The organism is Paenibacillus sp. J31P316 (genome assembly GCF_056269105.1).
The window spans coordinates 1,141,759-1,165,623 of record NZ_JBWDNI010000001.1 but is presented as its reverse complement, the minus strand read 5'-3'; the positions used below and the strand labels follow the sequence as shown (position 1 = coordinate 1,165,623).

The window sequence follows — 23,865 nt, the reverse complement described above, 5'->3', positions numbered from 1 at the left end:
TGCTTAAACGCTGGCAAACAACCGTTCCGTTTTCAATAGGAATTGCTGGCGTTTCTCCAAGCTGCGATTTTCCATGCCGGTATAGTTATACCACTTCAGATTGCGTATCCCCATTTTGCGAAACGTGCCGCGGAACAGGATTTTCGTGATCGGGTTTCCGAAGATCCACTTGTATACGACGTTAGGCGTGCTCATGACGGTTAATAAGGAAACGCCTTTTATATTGGGCAGCAGGCTCACGAACGGACGTCCCGGCTTCGTCTCGTCGAATAGAATTCCTTTGACGAATACTTTATCGATAAAGCCTTTGGTAAGCGCGGGCATGGACTCCCACCAGATCGGGAAGATGAAAATAATATGATCGGCCGCGATAAGTCGCTGCTGATATTGGGCCGTAAGAGGATCATTTGTCTGCCGCTGCCTCCATGAAGCAAGATCGGCGGCCGTGGTGACGGGATTAAACCCGTCTGCGTGCAAATCGATCAAGTCAATAGAATGACCTTTCGTACGCAAGCCTCGAGTGACGGCGGCCAAGAGTGCTGCGGAATAGCTTCTGCGATGTGGAATGTTTTCGGATGCGGAAGCGCCATAAGGATGGTCGAACACGATGACGACATTCATTTTCATTCACTCCTATAATTGTTTCGTATGAATCAATATATATTCCTTGAAACAATAGTATGTTTTTATTTCCTTGGTGTCAATAATGTTTCTTGGAAATATATATTTCGCCGCGAGTAGTTGCTATACTGATGATAGATATGTTACTGGAGGAATGAGCGATGCCGGAAGCTTCGGATACACGGATTCAAGCGGTAGAGCCGATAGAGAAAGAATTATTGATGAAGGAAATGATGCTGCAAGTCGTGAAGCTGCAGAAAAAGTTTCAATCCGAGGGCGAGGATGACGAGCGACGCTGGATGATCGGCCACACGGGCAATGCTGCGATCATCGCCTTCCTGAAGGAATCGACCGTTATCATGCTTCATCTGATCGATGCCATAGGCCGGCTCGAGCCGGTGAACGGGATTACGATATCCAAACAATTCGGCATTCCGAGAGGAAGCGTGTCCAAAATAACGCGGAAGCTGGCGGACCTGCGGATCGTGCAATTCGAGGTTCTTCCGGACAACAAGAAGGAAGTCCTGTTTCGCTTAACTTCAATGGGGCGCGAAATATATGACCTTCATACGCGGCTGCATCGGCAGATTGCGCATAATGTGCAGCTTTTCCTGCGCAAATACGACGTCAAAGAGATGCAGTTTCTGCTGCAATGCATGAGGGACACGGCAGAAACCTCTTGGGTTGAGCCGCAACCGCAATCGGATACGACCGAAGGCAGGCCAAGCACGAAGAAGGACAGTCATGCGGTGCCTCCTGCTTCGGAACAAGACGAAGCTGCGCAGGACGGGGTGACGATTCGCGAAATCGTCGCCATGCTTCAACAATTAGACACGCGGAAGTTGAATAAGGCGAAGGACTTGCTGCAGATTGCTTTCATGGATTGATGAGTGGATTCCTCAGCGGCGCCAATAGATTGGTGCTATCATGAATCTAAGGTTGATAATGAGAGGGATGGGTGGATTCTCATGGGGAAGATTTTGAATGAGGAGCAAATCGCATTTTTCAAGTCGAATCATTACATCCACGTGAAAGCTGTCATTCCGCAGGATTTATTGGCATTGGCGACGCGCATCTTGAGTGACTGGGTCGAGGAGACGATCGATACCTGGATCGAACAAGGGCTGATTGCCGACAGGCGACCTGATCTGGACTTCGGCAGCAGATTGGTGGAGCTGTGGCGCGCGGCAGGCAAGCCGAGATACATACGCAGCCCCCGCAGAGACCTTGTCGGAGAACCGATGTACACTTACTTGAAGCATCCGGTACTCCTGGACCTGGCCGCCGACTTGCTTGGAACGAACGAGCTGATGGCGCATGGGATTTTCAATGCCAGGCCCAAGCTGCCCGACCAGAAATGGACGGATACGCCTTGGCATCAAGACGCCCAGTATTATCGCGATGCGGAGAAGGTTCCGGTTATTTCGATGTGGATGCCATTGCAGACGACGACAGAACATAACAGCTGTCTGCAGGTTGCGCCTGGTTTCTATGCGGATTCCTTGCGTGTTGGCGTCGTAGACGAGGCTTCGGATTTTCTAGGTTTGAGTATGGAGGATTCGAAACGGCTGAGGGGGCTTTCCATCGAAATGGAGCCGGGGGACATCCTGTGCTTTAACCAGCTGATGCCGCATCGGGCGCTGCCGAACCAATCCAATCGCGTTCGTTGGTCGATGGATATTCGCTATGAAGCCGCTCCGACGGCTACGGAGAGCGGGAAACCGCAAGGTTTCATCGCACGAAGCGAGAAAGATCCCTCTTCTGAAGAATCGTACGAGCAATGGTTGGATAAATGGACGACGATTCCTAAAGGCAGTTATTAAAAGAAGGCATTTATTAAAAGAAGAAAGAACAAATGAATGAGCGCGCGTCCTCATACGCATACACGACGACCGGTCCTATGGACCGGTCGTATTTTGATGCATGCTGAACAGCAGGGCCATCTGTTTGGCGAGATACTGCGGCGTATAGGGCATATCGTTGCGAAGCCAACAGACGATCGTTCCGATAAAGGCGGAAGAACCGTACCAGACGGCGATGTCGACGGGAACGCCCAACGCGGCAGCGGGCGGGGCGAGCTCCGGATGCTGGGCTCTGGCGGTGATGACCTCCAGCATAAGCTGCGTAAGGCGATCGGTGAATACCGGAATCCGTCTGGAAGCGAGCAGTACCTTATAGAATTTGGCATTGGCCGCGATATGCTCCAAGACCTTAAGCATGATCGTCCCGTTCTTGTCCTTGTCGGCGGACCGAGCCTTAACATCCCCTAGGATCTCCTTAATTTCATGAATCATGTCATCCGCCATTTTCTCCAGCATGTCCTGGATGTCCCGGTAATGAAGATAGAAGGTGACGCGATTGATGGTGGCGCGTTCCGCGATCCGATTCACGGTTATTTTCTCCAGCTCCACCTCTTGCAGCAAATCGATGAATGCATCGCGAATCAATTGGCGCGTCCGAAGCACGCGCGGATCCAAACGAGGCGATAAAGTGGACATGTGCGCTCATTTCCTTTCCCCATCCAAGCTTTGTGCAACAATTGGTTCCATAATGTAAATGATTTATTGACTGCACGACATATTTTTAGAAAGTGTAGATTAATAAACATTTTGCGAAAAGCTGTAGCTTGTGATAAACGGCGGAGCTGATTATAATTCTAAACATTGAGTTTATTATACGACATTGTGTTAATTAGTTGCACGATGTTTTTGAGGGGATGGCGTACATGAGTACAGCTTCAGCTTTTGACAGCAGTTCGATTAAGAAAGGCCCGCTATTGTTCGTAATGATTCTCGGGGCATTCATTGCCGTTCTGAATCAGACCATCATGGGCGTCGCGACGCCGGAGTTGATGGTTGACTTCGATATTGCGGCTTCCACGGCGCAATGGCTGACCACCGGCTACATGCTGGTTAACGGGGTTCTGATTCCGATTACCGCTTTCTTGATGCAGCGGTTTACGACAAGGGAGCTGTACCAAACGGCGATGGTCATTTTCCTCGGGGGTACGATCGTTTCGGCGGTTGCGCCTAACTTCGACGTACTGCTGACCGGACGCCTCATTCAAGCCGCTGGCGCAGGGATCATCATGCCGCTGCTGATGAACGTTATTCTGACCGTGTTTCCTCCGAACAAGCGGGGAGCGGCGATGGGGATGGTTGGCTTCGCCATTATCTTCGCGCCTGCGATCGGGCCGGCAATAGCCGGTTACGTGATGGAGCATTACTCGTGGCGGACGATGTTTTATGCCATGATTCCGCTGGCCGTGATCGTTATTGCCTGCGCCTTTATTTATCTGAAGAACGTAGCCGAGCGCTCTTTCCCTAAGTTCGACTTGCCGAGCGTCTTGCTTTCGACGATCGGGTTCGGCGCCATTCTGTACGGCTTCAGCAGCGCGGGCAGCAAGGGCTGGTCCAGCAGCGAAGTCATCATCATGATTGCCGTAGGCGTGGTCTCCTTGATCGTCTTTACGTGGAAACAGTTGATCTCGAAAAGTCCGCTGCTGGATCTTCGCGCATTCAAATACGGCATGTTCTCCTTGACGACCGTTATCAACATTGCCGTAACGATGGTGATGTACGCGGATATGATGCTGCTGCCGTTGTATTTGCAGACCGCGCGCGGCTACACGGCATTGGAGTCCGGTTTGCTGATGCTTCCAGGCGCGCTTCTGATGGGTATTATGATGCCCATCACGGGCAGGCTGTTCGACAAGTTCGGCGCGAAATGGTTGTCCATTATCGGGATGGCCATTACGATCGTAACGACGATCGGCTTCGTGAATCTGACGGATTCCACCAGCTACACGTATCTGGTTCTGATGTCCACGGGACGCCGGTTCGGGATGGCCATGTTCCTTATGCCGATTACGACGGCGGGCTTGAATCAGCTGCCGGCGCGATTGAACGCGCACGGTACCGCGATCTCCAACACGATCAAGCAAGTGGCCGGCGCAATCGGTACATCGCTTCTCGTCACGGTCATGACGAGCAGAACGACAACGCATATGAAAGATATGATGGCCACGGGCGCTTCCGGCGATACGCAGGAGCATATGATTATGGAGGCCACGATTCAAGGCATCAACGACGCGTATCTGGTCATTATCGGGATCGGCGTGGTCGGCCTGCTGCTGTCGTTCTTCATTAAACGTACGGGGCAAGCCGAGGAAAAGCGCGAGGCCGGGATTTCACTGGACAGCAATCGCGTCACCGTTTCGGAATCCTAAGCAAGCCTATAATGTAGTAGAAACAACGAGGCTTGGTCCGCTTAGCTGCAGGTTCCTTAATGGAACTGCAGGTGGCGGGCCAAGTTTTTTTGCATGAGGACCCGCGGCAGGGATGCTCATGCTCGCCTAAAACCAACAAAAAACGACTCCGGGCAGATGCTGACCGGAGTCGTTATGTTGGCTATAGAATAGAAGCTTCATAAATTGCTTGGACTGACGTCGATAACAGCGCGTCGAATTCCTGGTCCGTCTGGTCCGCGGATAGATCTTGGGCCAGAGCCCGCGAGAAGCTCGCGATCAAGCCGTGATTGCGCGCCAGCTTCGCATTGGCTTCCGACTGCGAGTAGCCGCCGGACAAGGCCACGACCCGAAGCACATGCGGATCCTTCATGAGATCGGCGTAGAAGTTATCTGCCGAGGGGATGGAGAGCTTGAGCATGATTGTCGTCGCGGGATCAAGCAGGGACAGCTGTTCGGCGATGGCGGTCTTCAGCAGGCTTTCGGCCGCTTCCTTGTCCGGTATTCGGATATCGACTTCCGGCTCGATGATCGGAACGAGCCCCGCCGCCGCGATCCGGCGCCCGATTTCGAACTGCTGCTCCACGACTTTGCGGATGCCGTTCGGATTGGCCGCTTTGATGACGGAGCGCATCTTCGTTCCGAAGATGCCGCGTTCGACTGCTCGCTTCAGCAAGTCGTCCAAGCCGGGCATCGGTTTCATGAGCTGAACGCCGTCCTCGAGCTCGGCAAGCCCTTGATCGACTTTGAGGAAAGGCACGACGCCTTTGCGTTCCCATAGATATTCGGCCGTGAATTGCCCGTCAATGGCACGATCCATCGTGTTCTCGAACAGGATGGCCCCGAGAATGCGCTTCGCGTCGAACGCCGGACTCTTGATGATACGCGTTCTCATCGCATGCACCAACGCATACATCTCTTCCTCGCTGGCATAACTCGATTCCTTGACGCCGTATTGCAATAAAGCTTTCGGCGTGCTTCCGCCGCTTTGGTCCAATGCCGCGATGAAGCCTTTCCCCGTACGAATCCGTTCCGCTTGCTCCGTATTCATGGACTTGTCCCCTTCCACGTATCGAACTGAACTGAAATGAGTCGTGAGTCGGTTTCATTATACCACGGACGAAAGCGGCTATTCCTGTCAGGCGCGAAGCAAACGAATAAGAAGTGCCGGGCTTTATTATACTTGTTCATATTCCGTTCATAGATCTGCGTTACCATCCTAATAGTTGAACAGTGATTGAGGAGGAAATGCAATGGAACATGAATATAGGAAGTCGTTTGACCCGGGCAATCGCGAGTGGGCGGTTGAAGCGCGCGGTCTCGTCAAGACATTCGGCAGCAACCGCGCCGTGGACGGGGTGGACATGAACGTACGCACGGGTTCGATCTACGGGGTATTGGGACCGAACGGAGCGGGCAAGACGACGACGATTCGCATGCTGGCGACCTTGCTTCGGCCGGATGAAGGCTCGGCGCGAATCTTCGGCCACGACGTGGCGAAGGAGTCGCATATCGTTCGCCAACTGATCGGCGTCACCGGCCAGTATGCATCGGTCGATGAAGCGCTCAGCGCGACGGAGAATTTGATTATTTTCTCCCGCCTGCTGGGGCTGGGCCGCGCGGAAGCGAAGAAGAAGGCAGCGGACCTGCTGGAGGAATTCGGCTTGACGGAAGCCGCCAAGCGCCCGCTCAAAAACTTCTCCGGCGGCATGCGCCGCAGGCTGGATCTCGCGGCGAGCCTTATCGCTCAGCCGCCGCTCATCTTCTTGGACGAACCGACAACGGGGCTGGACCCGCGTACGCGTTCGCAAATGTGGGATACGATCCGCCGCTTGGTGAAGACAGGCTCAACCGTGCTGTTAACCACGCAGTATCTCGAGGAGGCCGATCAGCTGGCTGACCGGGTCGCGGTTATCGATCGCGGCCATGTCGTTGCCGAGGGCACCGTGGATGAGCTGAAAGCATCCGTCGGTACTTCGTCGCTGCAATTGTGGGTGCAGGAACGCAGCGATATCGAGGCTGCTCGCCGAATCGTGGAGCAGGTCCTTCAGGTTCCGTCCGCGGTGTCGCCGGAAGCCGGCAAGATCACGGCGCCGATGGCGAATGCCGACCGCGTTACGGACCTGCTTATCGCGCTTCGAGCCGATGGCATTCAATTGTCCGAGGTGAGCGTGCAGAAACCGACCCTCGACGAAGTATTTCTGACCATTACCGGCCATGGCGTAGAGGAAGACAAGGATCATGCCTCCGATGAGCCGAGCACGACGAAGGGGGCAAGAGCATGAGAAGCACGACCATTCAACCGGGAATCGAGCGCAAGCTCAAGAACCATACGAGCTTCGGCCAGACGGTACGCCATTCCTTGACGATGGCCTATCGCGGCTTGTTGAAGATTCGGCGCACGCCGGAGCAGTTGTTCGACGTTACGCTTCAGCCTATTATCTTCACGTTGATGTTTACGTACATCTTCGGCGGTGCCATCTCCGGCGACGTCGCCAGCTACCTGCCGATCATCATTCCAGGTATTCTCGTGCAGACCGTCATCACGACCTCGATCGTCACGGGCGTTCAATTGCGCGAGGATATGGATAAGGGAGTCTTCGACCGGTTCAAGTCGCTGCCGATCGCGCGAATTGCGCCGCTGGCGGGAGCTCTCCTGGCGGATACGATCCGCTATACCATCGCGACCGTGCTTACCTTCTCCATGGGGTATATCATGGGCTTCCGGCCAGAGGGCGGTCTGGGTTATGTCGCGCTTGCCGCATTGCTCGTTATTTTCTGCTCCTGGGCGATGAGCTGGATCTTTGCTTTCTTCGGCGTAATCGCTCGGACGGCGTCAAGCGTGCAAGGCATATCGATGCTCGTGTTATTCCCGCTCACGTTCCTATCCAACACGTTCGTGCCGGTGGATACGATGCCCGACTGGCTGCAGTGGTTCGTCAACATCAATCCGGTCTCGCATCTGGTCTCGGCCGTCCGGGATTTGACCAATGCCAGTACCGTCGGCTGGAATTTCGGGATTTCGCTCATCGCGGCTTGCGCCATCGTAGCGATCTTCGCGCCGATTACCGTACGTGCTTATATGCGCCGGACGTAGTACAATGCAAGGAAATTTAAAAGGTATGTATCGTAAGCTTACGGCTTGCGGTACATACCTTTTTTAATGTGTTGCGGGAGAAGGATGCCGATAAGCCGCAGGCGTAACGCCGACGATGTGCTTGAATACGCGGTGAAAATGAGGCATGCTCTCGAAGCCGCAGCGGGCGGCGATCGCCGAGACGCTGTCCGTCGACTCCAGCAGCAGTTCTTTGGCGAGTATGATCCGTTTCAGCGCGATGAACTTGGTGACATTCATGCCCGTCAGCTGTTTGAATACGCGGCTGAAATGCGCCGGACTGACGGCTGCCTGCCGACAGAGCGTGCCAAGGCCGATCTCTTCGGTGAAATGCCGATCCACGTACAGTAGCATGTCCCGCATCCACAGCGGGCCGGCGAACGCGGAACCGCCGCGCTGCTTGGACTCGCCGCCGCGCTCCCGATTAACGGCAAGCAGCAGCTGTTGGGTCTCCAATAGAATCGCATGGCGATATCCCGGTGACTGGGAGCCGAGCTCGGCCTCGATCCGAGGCAGGCCGGCTTCGAATGCTTGCCGAAGAGCCGGCGTGCATGCCAGCCTGTAATTCCGGCTGTCCCGGCTTTGCTCGAAGCATTGCAGGTACGAGAAGGGCTCTCCGAGCGACCGCTGCTCGACAAGCAGGGGGCTGAGAAACAATGCCGTGGAAGTGACGGGATCGTCCTTGTCAGGGAACGCCCGGTGAATGGTGCTGCCGGGGATGATGAAGAGATCGCCTTCCCGCATATCCTCGATCGTACGGTCGATGAAGAATGCGCCTTTGCCGCGATGCACATAGACAAGCTCGTACCATTCGTGCATATGGTCGGGCAGCTCCAACTGGGGCGTCTTCGTGTCCCGGTACGTCATCGCGAAAGGGAAATCGGGGTGCGCGTCAAATCGTTTGCGAACCGGCTTCATAGCGGTGACTCCTCTACTCGGTAAACTTATCCTCAAGATATCAAAAAAGAGTATAAAAACGCAATATTTCGGTCTTTTAGGAATGAAATGCTCTGATAAAGTAGAGGTAGAATCGAAACCAAAGGAGTTGTAAGACCTGTGACACAGCTCAATCGCAGTCTATTGCACGATTCGGAACGGCAGGCGCTTGACGCCGTGCAAGCAAGCCCGGTTACCGTGCTGCAAATCGGGGAAGGAAACTTCCTGCGCGGCTTCTTCGATTGGATGATTCACCGCTGCCGTGAGCAAGGTTTATTCAGCGGGAGCATTGCATTAACGCAGCCAAGGCCGCAGGGCAAAGCGAAGATCGAGAAGCTTGCTGCCCAGGACGGCCTGTATACTTTGGTGACCCGGGGACTCGAGTCTGGCGAGCGGGTGGAGCGGAAGGAGATCATCTCGGTATTCTCCGCGGCCTTCGACCCTTACGGCGACTGGCAGCAGCTCATCGCGCTGGCGGAGAGCCCGGCGCTCCGCTTCGTCGTATCGAATACGACCGAGGCGGGGCTTGTCTACAAGCCGGAGGCCCTGGCCGAGGGAGAGCCGATTCAATCGTTTCCGGGCAAAATCGCCTGGCTGCTCTATCGCAGATATACGGCGCTTGGCGGAAAGCATGCAAGCGGGCTGATCTTCCTCCCATGCGAGCTCCTGGAGCGCAACGGCGATGAGCTGAAGCGCTGTGTACTCCAATATTGCGAGCAATGGTCGCTGCCGGAGGAATTCAAGAGCTGGGTGCTGACCAGCAACTGTTTCTTGAATTCGCTGGTTGACCGCATCGTGACGGGCTATCCGGACGAGCAAGCCGAGGCGTGGTTCTCCGACTGGAACTATCGGGATGCGATGCTGAATACGGCGGAGCCGTATCACTTCTGGGCCATCGAAGCCGGGCCGGAGCTTGAAGTCGAATTACCCTTGCAAAGGGCAGGCTTGAACGTGCAGTGGGTCGATGATCTTCGGCCCTATCAGCTTCGGAAGGTGCGTATTCTGAACGGCGCTCATACGTTGATGACGCCGCTTGCCTTGCTGCACGGCCTCCAGATCGTGCGGGAGACGATGGAGCATCCGCGCTTCGGCCGATTCGTCAAGGATGCAGTGGAGCAGGACATCATTCCCGTCGTTCCATTGGAAGCGGAGGAATTGATAGCCTTCGCGGAATCGGTATACGAACGTTTCCTGAATCCGTTCATCGATCATCGGCTGGCGGATATCGCGATGAACAGCTTGAGCAAGTTCAAGGCGCGGCTGCTGCCGACGCTGTTGACTTACGCCGAGCGTGGAGAGAGCGTTCCGCCTCGAATCGTGCAAGCGTTCGCAGGCTTGCTGCGGTATTGCAAGGTCGTACGAGAAGGAGAAACGTTCAAGGGGCGGACATTGAGCGGTACGCCATACGAAGTTCGGGACGATGCGGCGCTGCTCGCAGCCTTCTCGAAAATCTGGTCGGTGGAGCAGCCGCTGGAGGAGACGGCGGCCGCATTGCTCGGATTGACGGAAGCATGGGGCCAAGACCTGTCGGCCATTGCAGGGTTGGCAAGCCAGGTCGCGGCAAGTCTGTCGGAACTGGAGTCTGGCGCCAGTGAATAGATGGGTTCGCTTACTCGCAGAAGACCATGTGGCGATCGTGCTGCAAGCCGCTTGCGGCAGGCGGAAGGCGGAAGGCGGAAAGCGGAAAGCTCGAGCTTGAGGACGGGGTGGAGATGCCGCTTCTAGAGGATGTGCCGACCGCGGGTTCCGCGAAATCGCGATTTTTAAGGACGGGGTGATTGAGTAGCATGCGATACCGTAGATTAGGCAATACCGGACTGGACGTTTCCGTGCTCAGCTTCGGCGCATCGTCGCTCGGATCGGTATTCCGGGACACGAACGAAGCCGAGGCGATCCGCACGGTGCATGAGGCGATCGACGCGGGAATCAATTACATCGACGTTTCTCCATACTATGGCTTGACCAAAGCGGAGACGGTGCTGGGTAAGGCGATTCAAGAAATCCCCAGGGACCGTTTCCTGTTGTCTACCAAAGCAGGCCGGTACGGCATGGAAGAGTTCGATTTCTCGCGGAAACGGATTCTCGCCAGCTTGGAGGAGAGCTTGCGGCGTCTGCATACGGAACATGTCGACATCCTTTTCCTGCATGATATCGAGTTCGCGCCGGCATCGATCATTCTTGAAGAAGCCCTTCCGGCACTGCAGGAGCTGAAGGCTGCGGGCAAAATTCGGTTCACGGGAATATGCGGCTTGCCCTTGCAGTTGTTCGAAACCTTGCTTCCTCAGGCGGAGGTGGACGCCATCATTTCGTATTGCCATTTCGCGTTGAACGATACGTCATTATCAAGCCTGCTGCCTCTCCTGGAAGCGCGCGGCGTCGGTCTCGTCAACGCCTCGCCGCTCTCCATGGGCTTGCTCGGCACGCGCGGGGCGCCGGATTGGCACCCGGCAAGTCCGGAGCTGAAGGCAGCCTGCCTGAAGGCGGCGGAATATTGCGAATCGCAGGGAGCGGATATCGCGAGGCTGGCCGTTCAATTCTCGACGCGCAACGAACGTATACCCACGACGTTGGTGAGCACGGCTAACCCGGCGAACATTCGCAACAATGCCGCCTGGACCGATGAACCGATCGACGAGGAGCTGCTGGCGAACGTACTGGGCATCCTTGAGCCCATCCGCAATGAGACGTGGATCAGCGGGCGATCCGAATATAACGAGCAGTTAGGAGAGGGAAGATCATGAGAGGAATCGTTTGCGCAGAGGTCGACAGGTTCGAATGGGCCGATCATCTCCCCGAGCCGGTGCTGGCAGCCGGACAGGCCATCGTGACGATTAAGCGCGTCGGGATATGCGGCACCGATTTGCATGCGTACAAAGGCAACCAGCCGTTCTTCTCGTATCCCCGCATTCTGGGCCACGAGCTCGCGGGTGTCATTGAGGCGGTCGGCGAGAACGAAGAGGGCTTCCGAGCCGGGGACCAGGTCAGTATTATCCCTTATATGCATTGCGGGACTTGTATCGCCTGCCGCGGCGGCAAGACGAATTGCTGCACTGACATGAAGGTGCTCGGCGTTCATATCGACGGCGGCATGCGGGAACGAATCGCGGTACCTGTCGAGCGCCTGATCGGAACGAAAGGACTGACGCTCGATCAAGCCGCGGTGCTGGAGCCGCTTGCGATCGGAGCGCATGCCGTGCGGCGTTCCGGGCTGGCGGCGGGCGAGACGGCGCTCGTCATCGGCGGCGGGCCGATCGGGCTTGGGGTGATGGCGATCGCCAAGCATGCCGGAGCGAAAGTCATCGCCATGGACGTGAACGATGAACGGCTGGCGTTCTGCGGGGAATGGGCGAAGGCGGATACGGTCGTAAACGCGATGCGGGAGCCGCTGGATGCCATATTGGCCGTTAACGGCGGCGAGCTGCCTTCGATCGTGTTCGATGCTACGGGGAACGTGAAGTCGATGAACGGCTCTTTTCGCTATGTATCGCATGGCGGACGCCTCGTGTTCGTAGGCTTGGTCAAAGCCGATATCACCTTCGACGATCCGGAGTTCCATAAGCGGGAGTTGACGCTGATGGGCAGCCGTAACGCGACGAGGGAGGATTTCGATACGGTCATGGCGGCGCTGGCAGCGGGGGCGATAGACGCGGATCGGTACATTACCCACCGGGTTCCGTTTGCCGAGATGATCGGGCAGTTCGAGAGCTACTTGAAGCCGGAAACGAAAGTTATCAAGGCGATGGTCGAGCTGTAATCCGCATTCAAGCCGGCACCGCGACGCCTCGCGCCGACAGCTCCGCGAGGTGTCTTTGGTCCTATGGGGCTGCCATTTTAAGCTCCATTCACCCAGATTTTCACAGCTTTTGTTAAAGATTTCATCAAATTTTATTGAATTCTGTGAAAATGTTAATCCAAAAGGCTAGAAAGGCTGTGCTATAATTTTTCCCAGTAGACGAACGTTGGGAGCTTCATCCAACTCACTTGCTCAGCTGGGAGGTACACATGATCAGAGACAGCAAGCTAGTTAGAAAGCCAATCCTCGTAATCGTTATCGGATTGCTCCTGCTTTGCTTCGGACCGATGTCCCTCGCATCCGCCGGCCAGGCCGTCACCGTGCTGGATCCGACGATCAAAGTAAACGGAAAGACCGTGGAGTTGCACAGCCGCGTTTTTAACGTCAATGGCAGGATTTATGTTCCCGCTGCCCGAATAGCCCAACTATTCGGCGCGAAGACGAGCTGGGACAATAAGAATGAGGAATTATCCATACATACGGCATTAAACGATCAGATTGTGATCGGAAACGGCGTACCCGTCGTGTATTTCAACGAGGGACGTTATCGGATGGATGCGCGTCCGTTCTTGAAGGACGAGAGGCTGTATCTGCCGCTGCGCACGGTATCGGAAATGCTCCATGCCGACTTGGACGTGAGCGCAGATGCCGATGTCATCTCGCTTAAGACGGTTCAGCCGGCGACGGTTGCGGCGGACAACGGCTTGGATGTCGTCGTGCAATCGTACAGCGTCAGCAAGACGGAGCTGTTGAAGCGCAACGAGCTCGCCGGAACGGCCGAGGTCAAATCCGGAACGAAGCTTCGGGTCATTGTCCCGTCTTTCCTGGATCAGCCCGCCAAACCGTTCACGGAAGCGGATTTGATGCTGCTGGCGAAGATTACGATGGTCGAGTCGGGCTATGAACCGTACGCAGGCCAGCTTGCACTGGCGAACGTCATCTTGAACCGGGTGAAGGATACGAGGTTTCCGGATTCGATCCGGGACGTGATCTATTCCGGCAGACAGTTCCCGCCGGCCCATAATGGCCTGCTCGCCAAGAGCAAGCCGAATGCGACCGCGCTGCGTGCCGCCAAGGATGCTTTGAACGGCAAGAATAACGTGGGGAATGCGGTGTATTTCTACAACCCTGCCATCTCCCAAGGCGATTTTTGGTCCAGCTTGGACACGGTCGCGACGATCGGTCATCATCGCTTCGCCGCGTAGCAAGACGAAGCGCATTCCGGACGCAGGCAGAATGCAGGCAAAGCCGATCGAAGGGTCGTGCGGAGGGGCAGTCCTTAAAGCTTATGGCTTCTAAGGACTGCCCCTTCGTGCTGCCGGAAACTGCCGAGAATCAAATTGTTGACAGCATATTCCTTCGGTTATATAGTGGACCTAATTACACATGGCATACAAATGCGACGAAGAGGACAAGTAGGTTCGAACAACCCGTTCAGAGAACTGCCGGCCGGTGCGAGGCAGCGGGCATTCGTATCCGAAAATCGCCTCCGAGCAGGCCCCCGAAATTGGAGTAGACGGGCCCGGGATTCCGCCGTTACAAGGAAGCATCGTTGTTGGACGATGGCAGAGAGGGCGTAGCTGTGCATGCGCCAATTAGGGTGGTATCGCGGAGTGGAACTCCGTCCCAAGGGGACGGGGTTTTTTTGCGTTCACGTCCATACTCGAGGAGGAAGAGCGATGTTCCAAACGTTATTCGTTAAACCCGGATTCCAACAAGGTGTATCGCAACGTGGGATTCGTAGAGAGCGGCAAGATCGTGGACATGAAGTTTGAGCAGCTTGTATCGTAATCTGTCGGCATGAATGAAGACGGCGGCGATCCGCGAAGATGAACTCATCTCCATGGACCGCCGCCGTTATATGCTGGGTATTCGTCTGTTTCAGGTTACTGAACGGAGGAAGCAGCAATTATAGAGCCAGCCGGTGTCGCCGAATCGGTTGGAGCTCCAGCACCTCCGGGAATTGCAGCACCATCGACAGGGAGCTTCCCGCTGCCTGTCTTATAGTAATCGCGCAGTGCATCCATGATGCCGAGCGGGTTGCGGCGCAAATCCTTGGCGCTGAAGAAGATATCGCCATCTACTTCGGTATGCGTCTTCGCGTAGTTCAACTGATTGATGATTTCGCTCGAAGACTGCCAGCCGGCTTCCGTCGTGCCCAGCTTGTAGGGCGAATGGCCAATATACAGATCGACGTCCGTGCCTTTGACCTCGTTCGACCACCAATCCACCAACTTATCATACGGCACGGCCAAGTTAGCGAAGCTCCAGTAGATTTGCGGCGCGACGTAGTCAATCCATTGCTGCTTGATCCACGTCCGAACGTCGGCATACATGTTGTCGTAATCCGTTATGCTCGCTTTCGTCGGCGAACCGGTAGGATCCATCGACTGATTGCGCCAGACGCCGAAAGGACTAATGCCGAACCGGACGCTCGGCTTCAGCGCATGAATCGATTCGCCAAGCTGGCTGACGAAGGCATTCACGTTGGCCCGCCGCCAGTCGGCCAAGGACAGACGAAGCGGATTGTTAGCCGTGAACGCGGCGGAATCCGGGAAGTCGCCGCTTGAAGGGTAGAAATAATCATCCAGATGGACGCCGTCAACGTCATAGCCGCTCACGACCTCCATGATCGTGTCGATGATATGCTGGCGCGCAGCGGGCAGACCGGGATTCAAGTAAGGCTTTCCGCCCGAGTTGACGATCCAATCGGGATGCTGAAGGATTACATGGTTAGGCGCAAGCGTGTCTGTCTTGGCGTCGACGCTCGCCCGAAACGGATTGAACCAGGCGTGAAATTCCATTCCCCGCTTATGCGTTTCCTCCACCATGAACGTCAACGGATCGTAAGTCGGAGCCTTGCCCTGCGTGCCCGTTAAATACTTGGACCATGGCACGAGAGCGGACGCGTAGAGCGCATCGCCAGCCGGCCGGACCTGCACGAATACGGCGTTCAGCCCCATGCGCTGCAGCTCGTCCAGCAGCTGCGTGAACTCGGTCTTTTGTTTCGCTTCGTCACCGGCCGATTGCGCGCTTGGCCAATCCAAATTGTAGACGGTCGAGATCCAGGCGCCGCGGAGCGAATCCGTGCCGTTTCCACCGCTTGAACCATTCTCTCCGTTTGAGCCATTCTCTCCATTTGCACCATTTTCTCCGTTCGGTCCGTCTCCAACGCCGGTCTCATCCTGATCGAAGAGGGAGATGGACCTGTCGGCCTGATTCCAGTTGACGGTCAACCCGAGGGATTCGCCGACGAACCGCAGCGGAACCATCGTCCTGCCCTTAATCGATTGAACGGTGCTGTCCAGCTTGACTTGCGTGCCGTTCACGCTGGCGTAGCCCTGGCCGCTCTGGAGCGTAATGAGCGTTCCTTCGCGTTGAATCGATACGGAGCGCGAGGAGGCCTTCCAATCCACGGCTGCTCCTAGACCCTCGCTTATGATCCGCAGCGGAACCATGGTTACATTCAGCTTCGGGACGATAAAAGGCGGAACATCGGCAGCGAGCTTGGCGCCTTCCAGATAAATGGCGATTTCGGGAACGGTCGCGGTTTTGAGAGGCGCGGCATCGGAATGCTGCAGTCCGAAGATGCCGGCAGCGACGAGCAGGGAAAGCAGAAGGGCAAACACTCGTAAAGGCTTCAATGTCATGCGATAATACGTTAACGGATTCATAATTCCTCCTAGTCGTCTTGGGAGCGCTGTCTGATAGCCGGATGATGGTCCGGCTGCACGTCGGGACAGGTGCTTGCGCCTGAACGTGTTCAATGATTAGACGACCAAAACATGGATCAGGTTGCGGTTGAACGGCCAAAAATTGGCTGCTGCAAGCATCGAGGTGGTTGAATGGCGCAAGTGCGAACCTAGCGGAAGAAGAGTAATCGTGAATGGGGAGGACAGTGGGGATGAACGAATCGACGTTTGTTTATGTCATTTATATGGCCACGACGCCCGAGAAGCTGTGGGAGGCGCTGACTCAGGGCGAACTCACGCGCCGGTATTGGTTCGGCAGAAGGATCGAATCGGACTGGAAGGAAGGCTCGCCGGTTACGTTCCAGGACGAGGCAGAACGGGTGACGGACAAAGGGCATGTGTGCATCAGCGAGCCTTGCCATCGATTATCGTATACGTTCATTTGGCTGGAGAGCGATACGAAGAACAAGCGCAGCACGAGGGTGAACTTCGAGCTGACGCCGATGGCGTCGACGGTCAAGCTGACGCTGAGGCATGAAGATCTGATGCCGAACGATTATGGCAACGAGCGTCAGGGCTTTCGAGGCATCAATAACGGCTGGCCGGCGATCTTGAGCAATTTGAAAAGCTTGCTTGAAACCGGACGGACGCTGCCTGCACTGACGATCGTGTAAAGATATTTAAGGATACGGAAACGAATTAAATACGGAAGCTAAATAGATACCGAAGCTAAATAGATGCTTAACCTTTCACAGTTAAAATCACGCTTCATACCAAGGCATCGAACAAAGGCAGCAAACAAATACATCATACAAAGGCATCACACAAACGCACCAAAAAACACGCCGCTATCGGCGTGTTTTTTTGATGCGTTGACGGCCGCGAGCATTCCCCTTCGCCATCCTCGAACATATCGAACTATTTGACGAGCTCGATGAACTTGCCGGCGGCGTTGGAGAGCGGCATATTGCGCATGATCATGAATCCGACCTGGGAAGGCGGCAGCTTGACGTCCAGTTGAATTTCGAAGAGCGAGCCTTCGTCCAGCTCCTTGGCGACGAACTCTCGCGTCACGTAAGAGATGCCGAGCCCTTTGCGCGCGAACTCGATCAGGAGATCGACGCTTCCGACCTCGATCTCGGGCTTGATCTCATAGCCGTAGCTTTGGAACAATTCCGTGATGGCCATGCGAACCCGGCTGTTGCGCGAGAAGAGGATGATCGGAAAGTCGAGCAGCCGCTCCATCGAGAGCACCGTGCCCTGAAGCTCGGCGTACCGGCTCCCCGCAACGAAGCAATCCTGCAGCTGAATGCCCCGCATGACCTCCAGTTGGTCATCGACGATCGGCATGCGCACGACCCCTACATCGATTCGGCCTTCCTTCAAGAACGAAATCGTCTCCGGCGTCGTCCCGTGGTTGAGATGCAGCTTGATGCCGGGATATTTCTGATGGTAGTTCTCCAGGTAAGGAAGCAAGTAATGCTTGAACAGCGAGTCGCTGCCGCCGATTCGCAGCTCGCCGCTGTCCAGCTTCTTGAGCGCCGCCATCTTTTCTTCCGCCAGCGAAATCAGAATATGGGACTTCTCGATGTAGGAATAGAGAATAACGCCCTCCTGCGTCAACGAGACGCCCTTGGAGTTGCGGTAAAACAACGTGATGCCGAAGCTGTCTTCCAGCTGCTTAATGGCATGGCTGACGCTCGGTTGGGTGAGATACAGCGCTTTGGCCGCCTGTGTCAAACTGCCCGTCTTTGCGGCCCAATAGAATACCTTGTACAGTTCGTAATTGTTGGTCATAGACATGGTCTATAGCTCCTGTGAAATATATGTATTACATGTATGGATGCTATTCGTATTATAGTGGATTCAGGGAACAGAAACCAGTCTCAAAGAGAAGCCATGCTGGGAGGAATAGAAATGGATGCAACAACGTTTGTTTTATTTGGAGCAACAGGGGATTTAGCGAAACGAAAAATCTACCCTGCTATGTATAATTTGTTCGTTGAAGGAAAACTGCCGCAAGCTTTCTCCGTATTCGGTCTAGGAAGAAGAGAGCTGACCGACGAGAAGTTTCGGGCGAACGTGGAGCAGTCGATCCGCACGTTCTCGAGACGCGAGCCGAACGACGCCTCGTCGTTGAACGCCTTCTTGGAGGCCTTCCGCTACAGCGTGCTGGATATCGGCCGCATCGAAGATTACAATAAGCTGCTCAAGCTTGTCGAGCAGCGGGAAGCAGCGCTCGGCGCAGCCCCGAACCGTTTGTTCTATTTATCCGTCGGACCGGAATTCTTCGAGACGATCGCTTCGAATATCCAGGCGAGCGGACTTAGCTCCGCGGCCGGTTGGAAGCGGCTCGTGATCGAGAAACCGTTCGGGCACGATCTGCAATCCGCGAGAAGCTTGAATAAGCATCTAAGCCGTTCGTTCGCGGAAGAAGAAATTTTCCGCATCGACCACTATCTCGGCAAGCCGATGGTGCAGAAGCTGGAGATTTTGCAGCAGTCGAATCCGGTGCTTCAAGCCTTGTGGACCAATCGTCACATCGCCAACGTGCAAATTACGGCGAACGAAACGGTCGGCGTCGAAGAGCGCGCCGGTTATTACGACCATGTCGGAGCCGTCAGAGACATGTTCCAGAACCACATGCTGCAACTGCTGATGATGCTGGCGATTCATCTGCCTAACCATAACAGCACTTCCGACGAGGTGCGCACGAAGAAGAAGAAGGTCATGGAAGCCCTCGAGCCTTTGCTCAAAGAGGATGTGGCGCTCAACGTTATACGCGGTCAGTATGCGGCAGGCGCCATTCAAGGGAAAGAGGTCGCCGGCTATACGTCCGAACCGGGCATTTCGGCGGATTCCATGAACGACACGTTCATCGCGGCGAAACTGCAGATCGATGATTATTTTTGGCGGGGAGTGCCCTTCTATATTCGTACGGGCAAACGGATGAAGGAGAAATCGACGCGGATCGTCATCGAGTTCAAAGAGCCGCTGAAACAGCCGTCGCAGAAGAACGACGAACACCGAATTCCGAACCTGCTCGTCTTCGAGATCAGTCCGAATGAAAGCATCACGCTGCAGCTGAGCACGCGGGATCCGGAGCACCGAGGCGAGCTGAAGCCGATGTTCATCGATTTCCGTTCCGATTCGCACGATGTGCCAGAGGCTTACGAGAATTTAATCGGCGATGCATTGAATGGCGATCCGACCTTCTTCGCCCACTGGGATGAAGTCGAACTGTCTTGGAAATGGGTGCAGCCGATCTTGGACGCCTTTACCGAAAACCTCGTGCCGCTGCAAACGTACGCGGCCGGATCATATGGTCCGGCCGCATCCGACGAGCTGCTGGCAAAGGACGGGTACCGCTGGCAGTTCGATACCGAGCTGGAGAACGACAACGTCGCTGAATCGCCGGTAACGGCTGCCAGCAGCGAAGAAGAGATGCAGAATGTAACACAAATTGAAATGCAAAACGAAACGAAAGAGGGAAATACTTATGCCTATCACACAAACCATTGATCAACTGGCCGTCGATACGATCCGCACCTTGTCGATCGACGCCATCAACGCCGCAAATTCCGGTCACCCCGGCCTGCCGATGGGCGCCGCGCCAATGGCGTACGCCCTATGGGCCAAGGAACTGAACCACAATCCAGGCCATGCCAAATGGTTCAACCGCGACCGGTTCGTCTTGTCCGCAGGTCACGGCTCGGCGCTGCTGTACAGTCTCCTGCATTTGACCGGCTATCAGGTGTCCATTGACGATCTCAAGCAATTCCGCAAGCTGAACAGCCTCACGCCGGGCCATCCGGAGTTCGGGCACACGGACGGCGTCGACGCGACGACGGGGCCGCTTGGCCAAGGGATTGCAATGGCGGTCGGCATGGGAATGGCCGAAGCGCATTTGGCTTCGAAATTCAACCGGGAGAGCTTCCCGGTGGTCGATCATTACACGTATGCGCTTGTCGGCGACGGCTGCCTTATGGAAGGAATCTCGTATGAAGCCATGTCGATGGCAGGCCATATGAAGCTCGGCAAATTGGTCGTGCTGTACGATTCCAACGATATCTCGCTCGATGGCGATCTGAACCTTTCCTTCGGCGAAGATGTCAAGAAGCGTGCGGAATCAGCCCATTGGCAGTACCTGCGGGTAGAAGACGGCAACGACATTGCCGCGATTACGGCAGCGATTGCGGCAGCCAAGCAGAATGAATCGCAGCCTACGTTGATCGAGGTCCGCACCATCATCGGCTTCGGCAGCAAGGTAGCGGGTACGAACAAGGCGCACGGCGCTCCGATCGGCAAAGAAGAAGCCAAGGCAACGAAGGCTGTCTACGGCTGGAATTACGAGGAAGAGTTTACCGTCCCTAATGAAGTCAGAGCGCATTTTGAAGACCTGAAAGCGAAGGGTGCGGCGAAAGAAGCGGCATGGAACCAGCTGTACGCCGCCTATCAAGCACAGTATCCGGCGCTCGGCAAGGAGCTGGCGCAAGCGATCGACGGTACAGTCTCCCTCGATGCTTCGGATATCCTGACATTCGATCCGTCGAAGACGGTCTCGACGCGGATCGCGAGCGGCAATGCGATTAATCATTACGTGAAGCTCGTGCCCGAGATCTTCGGCGGCAGCGCGGATCTGTCGCATTCGACGATGACGGACATCAGCGGCGAAGCAATTTTTGCCGTAGAGTCTTATGCAGGACGCAACATCTACTTCGGCGTTCGTGAGCATGCGATGGGCGCAGCCGGCAACGGTATGGCGCTGCATGGCGGCGTGAAACCATTCGTCAGCACGTTCTTCGTCTTCAGCGACTACTTGCGGCCTTCGATCCGGCTCGCGGCGCTGCAGAAGCTGCCAGTGACGTACGTGTTTACGCACGATTCGATCGCCGTCGGCGAAGACGGACCGACGCATGAACCCGTCGAGCATTTGGCGGCGCTGCGCACGATTCCGGGCTTGACGGTCATCCGTCCGACGGATGCCAACGAGACGGCGAGCGCTTGGGCGTTTGCCTTGCAGCAAAACGATGGTCCTGTCGCCCTGGTGCTGAGCAGACAAAACCTGCCGGTGTATGAAGCGACGAAGGCCAACGTGGGAGCGGTCGCCAAAGGCGGTTACGTGCTGACGGAAACGAACGAGAAACCGGACGTGATCTTGATCGCAACGGGCTCCGAGGTTTCGCTTGCCGTAGAAGCGAAAGCAGAACTGGAGAAAGACAATGTCTCCGTGCGTGTCGTCGCAATGCCGAGCCGGGAGATGTTCGACCGTCAGGATGCGAGCTACAAGCAGTCGGTACTGCCGGCAGCCGTTACGAAGCGCCTTGCGATCGAGGCGGGCATCTCGCTTGGATGGGATCGCTTCACGGGTCCGGAAGGCAGCGTATTGTCGATCGATACGTTCGGTGCTTCGGGTCCTGGCGGCGAGGTTATGGAATACTACGGCTTCTCTGTAAGCAATGTCGTCAGCTTGGCGAAAAAATTGCTTGTCTAACATAAAATTCGATCACAAAACCCAAACTACTATTCGGAGGTAATGATCATGAAATTTTTCATCGATACCGCAAACCTGGCCGACATCCGCAAAGCGTACAAAGTCGGCGTACTATCCGGCGTAACGACCAATCCGTCCCTGGTTGCCAAAGAAGGCGTGAAATTCGAAGATCGTATCGCGGAAATTTTGCGCGAAGTGCCTGAAGTCGAATCCGTATCCGCAGAAGTAACGCCGGACGCGCTTACGGCCGAAGAGATGATCGCGCAAGCGAACGAGCTGATCAAGATCAATGATTACGACAAGAACATCACGATCAAGCTGCCGATGACGCTCGCGGGCCTGGAAGCCTGCCGTTACCTGGCGAACAAAGGCGTCAAAACGAACGTGACGCTGATCTTCACCGTAAACCAAGCGCTCTTGGCCGCACGTGCCGGCGCAACTTACGTATCTCCGTTCCTCGGCCGCTTGGACGATATTTCGGAAGACGGCGTGCAGCTGGTCGCGAAGGTCGCTGAATTGTTCCGCGTGCATAACTTGAGTGCGCAGATCATCGCCGCTTCGGTCCGCCACCCGGATCACGTAACGCGCGTTGCCATGGCCGGCGCTCACATCGCGACGATTCCGTTCTCGGTCATCGAGCAAATCTCGAAGCACCCGCTGACGGATCAAGGCATGGATAAATTCGCTGCGGACTGGAAGAAATCCGTGCAATAATAAGCGATTAGAAGAGACAGACGAAGAAGAGCAGCGCCTTGTGGCGCTGCTCTTTTTTGATTTTATTCGGATAATGTCCGGCACGGTACGCTGCATTTCTTTGGAGCACTGGACGCTACTTGGGAGGAGGGCAAGCTTTATTTTAAGTTGAACATACCTTTCCCGGTTTCCATGCTGATAGGCAGCGAGGAATGCGCATGCGCGATGACCCAGGAATGGTTTTCATTTCTTAAACCAAAGGTAAATCGATTCGAGATTTGACGGAGCTTTTCTCCGGACTCGCTGTAAGCGGCGAAAGTAATGGAACAACGGACGAAAGCGAGATTCGCATTGGATTCGATGACCAATTCGTCAAATTCGGTTCGGAGCCGTACACCTTCCTCGCGCAGTCCGTTAAACCACGCAACGACGATATCCTTCCACGCGGAAATGCCCGTGATGGACCAATTGTCCCAGCAATCGTACATATGGATGTCGGCTGCGAATGAAGTTAAGAATCGGTCCACGTCCTGCTCGTAAGCGGCCGATCGATAATTATCCAGCGTTTCCTGCACGGTTAGAAAACCAGTACTCATGCACATCAGCTCCCTTGTCCTTATTATTCAACATCGTACCATGAAAATCTTCTGTCTGCCCGTGCCAAAATAACGAGGCGAGCGTTCAATCGGCGATAGCATCCGGAGATACTTGGAGCTGCAGCAAGAGTTCATAGAATTGACTTCGTGATTGAGGGGCAAGGTGAGCGAGCACGTGCGCAGCCGATTCCTTCATGGCGGTACGCGCTTGCTCGATCAGCGGAATGGCCTGATCGGTTAGCCGAAGGAGCGTCGCGCGGCGATCTTCCGGGTCCGGAAGCCGAAGCAGCAGTTCCTCCTGCTCGAGCGCATCGACGAATTGCGTCACGGTGCGCGGCGCGATGCCGCTTCTGACGGCCATATCGCCCATGCGAATCGTGCCGGCTTCCGCGACGGTGACGAGAAAACGCAGGCGTGGACCTGTGATGAACGCCGGGAGGCCATATTCGGCGAGCCGAGTTTCGAACTGCAAATGCAGACGGTGAGTCGTCGTGAACAGCTTCTCCAAGACTTGACCCGCCGTCGGCGTTTCTGATTGGGAAGCTGAGTATTTGGGATTGGGTTTGGAATTGGAATCGTTCATGGATGTGTTCATTCTCCTTGACAGTGCGAAATAATACTGTGTATACTCACAATCGAGTGTATAATAGTGAGTATACACAGTATAAATCAACTTTGT

At 55.3% G+C, this 23,865-nt stretch carries 21 protein-coding genes and 1 other annotated feature; of the genes, 13 read left to right on the top strand and 8 right to left on the bottom strand.

Annotated features, from left to right (window positions below):
• Positions 1–3 precede the first annotated feature (3 nt).
• Entirely contained in the window at positions 4–621 is a 618-nt protein-coding gene (locus tag AC0YNU_RS05100) for an NAD(P)H-dependent oxidoreductase (RefSeq protein WP_475753767.1), read from the bottom strand.
• A gap of 161 nt (positions 622–782) precedes the next feature.
• Between AC0YNU_RS05100 and AC0YNU_RS05095 the strand changes: the two genes are divergently transcribed.
• On the top strand, positions 783–1,508 hold the full coding sequence (locus AC0YNU_RS05095; protein ID WP_475753765.1) for a MarR family transcriptional regulator: 726 nt from the start codon (positions 783–785) through the stop codon (positions 1,506–1,508).
• Between the two features lie 81 nt (positions 1,509–1,589).
• Complete coding sequence (locus tag AC0YNU_RS05090) at positions 1,590–2,444, top strand: phytanoyl-CoA dioxygenase family protein (protein ID WP_475753763.1); 855 nt, start codon at positions 1,590–1,592, stop codon at positions 2,442–2,444.
• A gap of 75 nt (positions 2,445–2,519) precedes the next feature.
• Here the strand turns inward: AC0YNU_RS05090 and AC0YNU_RS05085 are convergent, their stop codons facing one another.
• Positions 2,520–3,119, bottom strand: a complete 600-nt coding sequence (locus tag AC0YNU_RS05085; RefSeq protein WP_475753761.1) for a TetR/AcrR family transcriptional regulator — start codon at positions 3,117–3,119, stop codon at positions 2,520–2,522.
• A gap of 227 nt (positions 3,120–3,346) precedes the next feature.
• On the opposite strand from AC0YNU_RS05085, the gene AC0YNU_RS05080 reads away from it, so the two are divergent.
• On the top strand, positions 3,347–4,849 hold the full coding sequence (locus AC0YNU_RS05080) for a DHA2 family efflux MFS transporter permease subunit (protein WP_475753759.1): 1,503 nt from the start codon (positions 3,347–3,349) through the stop codon (positions 4,847–4,849).
• Positions 4,850–5,030: 181 nt separating this feature from the next.
• Here the strand turns inward: AC0YNU_RS05080 and AC0YNU_RS05075 are convergent, their stop codons facing one another.
• Complete coding sequence (locus tag AC0YNU_RS05075) at positions 5,031–5,918, bottom strand: fructose bisphosphate aldolase (protein ID WP_475753757.1); 888 nt, start codon at positions 5,916–5,918, stop codon at positions 5,031–5,033.
• 202 nt (positions 5,919–6,120) lie between these two features.
• Here AC0YNU_RS05075 and AC0YNU_RS05070 point away from each other — a divergent pair, with 202 nt between their 5' ends.
• Both AC0YNU_RS05070 and AC0YNU_RS05065 read left to right on the top strand, forming a co-directional pair.
• A complete protein-coding gene (locus tag AC0YNU_RS05070) occupies positions 6,121–7,152 on the top strand; it encodes an ATP-binding cassette domain-containing protein (RefSeq protein ID WP_475753754.1) in 1,032 nt (343 codons plus the stop codon).
• Complete coding sequence (locus AC0YNU_RS05065) at positions 7,149–7,964, top strand: ABC transporter permease (protein ID WP_475753751.1); 816 nt, start codon at positions 7,149–7,151, stop codon at positions 7,962–7,964. The genes AC0YNU_RS05070 and AC0YNU_RS05065 overlap by 4 nt, the downstream gene beginning before the upstream one ends.
• Before the next feature lie 63 nt (positions 7,965–8,027).
• Here AC0YNU_RS05065 and AC0YNU_RS05060 read toward each other — a convergent pair whose 3' ends face one another.
• A complete protein-coding gene (locus AC0YNU_RS05060) occupies positions 8,028–8,900 on the bottom strand; it encodes an AraC family transcriptional regulator (protein WP_475753749.1) in 873 nt (290 codons plus the stop codon).
• 138 nt (positions 8,901–9,038) lie between these two features.
• On the opposite strand from AC0YNU_RS05060, the gene AC0YNU_RS05055 reads away from it, so the two are divergent.
• The 4 genes from AC0YNU_RS05055 (at position 9,039) to AC0YNU_RS05040 (ending at position 13,916) form a co-directional block, all read left to right on the top strand.
• Positions 9,039–10,517 carry a tagaturonate reductase gene (locus AC0YNU_RS05055; RefSeq protein ID WP_475753747.1) on the top strand — a complete coding sequence of 493 codons (1,479 nt, stop codon included), beginning with the start codon at positions 9,039–9,041 and terminating at the stop codon, positions 10,515–10,517.
• Between the two features lie 188 nt (positions 10,518–10,705).
• On the top strand, positions 10,706–11,659 hold the full coding sequence (locus AC0YNU_RS05050) for an aldo/keto reductase (RefSeq protein ID WP_475753745.1): 954 nt from the start codon (positions 10,706–10,708) through the stop codon (positions 11,657–11,659).
• The gene (locus tag AC0YNU_RS05045) at positions 11,656–12,672 is read left to right on the top strand and encodes a zinc-binding alcohol dehydrogenase family protein (RefSeq protein WP_475753743.1); all 1,017 of its coding nucleotides are present in this window, start codon (positions 11,656–11,658) and stop codon (positions 12,670–12,672) included. The genes AC0YNU_RS05050 and AC0YNU_RS05045 overlap by 4 nt, the downstream gene beginning before the upstream one ends.
• Before the next feature lie 248 nt (positions 12,673–12,920).
• Positions 12,921–13,916 (top strand): cell wall hydrolase, encoded by a 996-nt coding sequence (locus AC0YNU_RS05040; RefSeq protein WP_475753740.1) that lies wholly within the window; start codon positions 12,921–12,923, stop codon positions 13,914–13,916.
• Between the two features lie 188 nt (positions 13,917–14,104).
• Positions 14,105–14,343, top strand: a binding site (T-box leader).
• Positions 14,344–14,597: 254 nt separating this feature from the next.
• Here AC0YNU_RS05040 and AC0YNU_RS05035 read toward each other — a convergent pair.
• Entirely contained in the window at positions 14,598–16,385 is a 1,788-nt protein-coding gene (locus AC0YNU_RS05035) for a family 10 glycosylhydrolase (protein WP_475753738.1), read from the bottom strand.
• A 230-nt stretch (positions 16,386–16,615) separates the two neighbouring features.
• On the opposite strand from AC0YNU_RS05035, the gene AC0YNU_RS05030 reads away from it, so the two are divergent.
• Positions 16,616–17,077, top strand: coding sequence for an SRPBCC family protein (locus AC0YNU_RS05030; protein WP_475753736.1), 462 nt, complete (start codon positions 16,616–16,618; stop codon positions 17,075–17,077).
• 244 nt (positions 17,078–17,321) lie between these two features.
• Here AC0YNU_RS05030 and AC0YNU_RS05025 read toward each other — a convergent pair whose 3' ends face one another.
• Complete coding sequence (locus AC0YNU_RS05025; RefSeq protein ID WP_475753983.1) at positions 17,322–18,200, bottom strand: LysR family transcriptional regulator; 879 nt, start codon at positions 18,198–18,200, stop codon at positions 17,322–17,324.
• 120 nt (positions 18,201–18,320) lie between these two features.
• On the opposite strand from AC0YNU_RS05025, the gene zwf reads away from it, so the two are divergent.
• The 3 genes from zwf to fsa are packed head-to-tail and all read left to right on the top strand — an operon-like array spanning position 18,321 to position 22,611.
• Complete coding sequence (zwf, locus tag AC0YNU_RS05020) at positions 18,321–19,925, top strand: glucose-6-phosphate dehydrogenase (RefSeq protein WP_475753734.1); 1,605 nt, start codon at positions 18,321–18,323, stop codon at positions 19,923–19,925.
• Positions 19,909–21,897, top strand: a complete 1,989-nt coding sequence (gene tkt / locus AC0YNU_RS05015; RefSeq protein ID WP_475753981.1) for a transketolase — start codon at positions 19,909–19,911, stop codon at positions 21,895–21,897. Before zwf ends, tkt begins: the two co-directional genes overlap by 17 nt.
• A 48-nt stretch (positions 21,898–21,945) precedes the next feature.
• The gene (fsa, locus tag AC0YNU_RS05010; protein WP_475753732.1) at positions 21,946–22,611 is read left to right on the top strand and encodes a fructose-6-phosphate aldolase; all 666 of its coding nucleotides are present in this window, start codon (positions 21,946–21,948) and stop codon (positions 22,609–22,611) included.
• A gap of 137 nt (positions 22,612–22,748) precedes the next feature.
• On the opposite strand, the gene AC0YNU_RS05005 is transcribed toward fsa, so the two are convergent.
• A complete protein-coding gene (locus AC0YNU_RS05005) occupies positions 22,749–23,186 on the bottom strand; it encodes a nuclear transport factor 2 family protein (RefSeq protein WP_475753730.1) in 438 nt (145 codons plus the stop codon).
• Between the two features lie 85 nt (positions 23,187–23,271).
• Positions 23,272–23,769 (bottom strand): MarR family winged helix-turn-helix transcriptional regulator, encoded by a 498-nt coding sequence (locus AC0YNU_RS05000; RefSeq protein WP_475753728.1) that lies wholly within the window; start codon positions 23,767–23,769, stop codon positions 23,272–23,274.
• Between the last annotated feature and the right edge of the window lie 96 nt (positions 23,770–23,865).

What these genes read in the sequence shown, in the direction of transcription:
- AC0YNU_RS05035 (WP_475753738.1), bottom strand. Translation starts at nt 16,385, where the DNA reads ATGAATCCGTTAACGTATTATCGCATGACATTGAAGCCTTTACGAGTG.
- fsa (WP_475753732.1), top strand. Translation starts at nt 21,946, where the DNA reads ATGAAATTTTTCATCGATACCGCAAACCTGGCCGACATCCGCAAAGCG.
- AC0YNU_RS05100 (WP_475753767.1), bottom strand. Translation starts at nt 621, where the DNA reads ATGAATGTCGTCATCGTGTTCGACCATCCTTATGGCGCTTCCGCATCC.
- AC0YNU_RS05070 (WP_475753754.1), top strand. Translation starts at nt 6,121, where the DNA reads ATGGAACATGAATATAGGAAGTCGTTTGACCCGGGCAATCGCGAGTGG.
- AC0YNU_RS05060 (WP_475753749.1), bottom strand. Translation starts at nt 8,900, where the DNA reads ATGAAGCCGGTTCGCAAACGATTTGACGCGCACCCCGATTTCCCTTTC.
- AC0YNU_RS05090 (WP_475753763.1), top strand. Translation starts at nt 1,590, where the DNA reads ATGGGGAAGATTTTGAATGAGGAGCAAATCGCATTTTTCAAGTCGAAT.
- AC0YNU_RS05085 (WP_475753761.1), bottom strand. Translation starts at nt 3,119, where the DNA reads ATGTCCACTTTATCGCCTCGTTTGGATCCGCGCGTGCTTCGGACGCGC.
- AC0YNU_RS05080 (WP_475753759.1), top strand. Translation starts at nt 3,347, where the DNA reads ATGAGTACAGCTTCAGCTTTTGACAGCAGTTCGATTAAGAAAGGCCCG.
- AC0YNU_RS05050 (WP_475753745.1), top strand. Translation starts at nt 10,706, where the DNA reads ATGCGATACCGTAGATTAGGCAATACCGGACTGGACGTTTCCGTGCTC.
- AC0YNU_RS05030 (WP_475753736.1), top strand. Translation starts at nt 16,616, where the DNA reads ATGAACGAATCGACGTTTGTTTATGTCATTTATATGGCCACGACGCCC.
- AC0YNU_RS05040 (WP_475753740.1), top strand. Translation starts at nt 12,921, where the DNA reads ATGATCAGAGACAGCAAGCTAGTTAGAAAGCCAATCCTCGTAATCGTT.
- AC0YNU_RS05065 (WP_475753751.1), top strand. Translation starts at nt 7,149, where the DNA reads ATGAGAAGCACGACCATTCAACCGGGAATCGAGCGCAAGCTCAAGAAC.
- zwf (WP_475753734.1), top strand. Translation starts at nt 18,321, where the DNA reads ATGGATGCAACAACGTTTGTTTTATTTGGAGCAACAGGGGATTTAGCG.
- AC0YNU_RS05005 (WP_475753730.1), bottom strand. Translation starts at nt 23,186, where the DNA reads ATGAGTACTGGTTTTCTAACCGTGCAGGAAACGCTGGATAATTATCGA.
- AC0YNU_RS05075 (WP_475753757.1), bottom strand. Translation starts at nt 5,918, where the DNA reads ATGAATACGGAGCAAGCGGAACGGATTCGTACGGGGAAAGGCTTCATC.
- AC0YNU_RS05045 (WP_475753743.1), top strand. Translation starts at nt 11,656, where the DNA reads ATGAGAGGAATCGTTTGCGCAGAGGTCGACAGGTTCGAATGGGCCGAT.
- AC0YNU_RS05000 (WP_475753728.1), bottom strand. Translation starts at nt 23,769, where the DNA reads ATGAACGATTCCAATTCCAAACCCAATCCCAAATACTCAGCTTCCCAA.
- AC0YNU_RS05095 (WP_475753765.1), top strand. Translation starts at nt 783, where the DNA reads ATGCCGGAAGCTTCGGATACACGGATTCAAGCGGTAGAGCCGATAGAG.
- AC0YNU_RS05025 (WP_475753983.1), bottom strand. Translation starts at nt 18,200, where the DNA reads ATGACCAACAATTACGAACTGTACAAGGTATTCTATTGGGCCGCAAAG.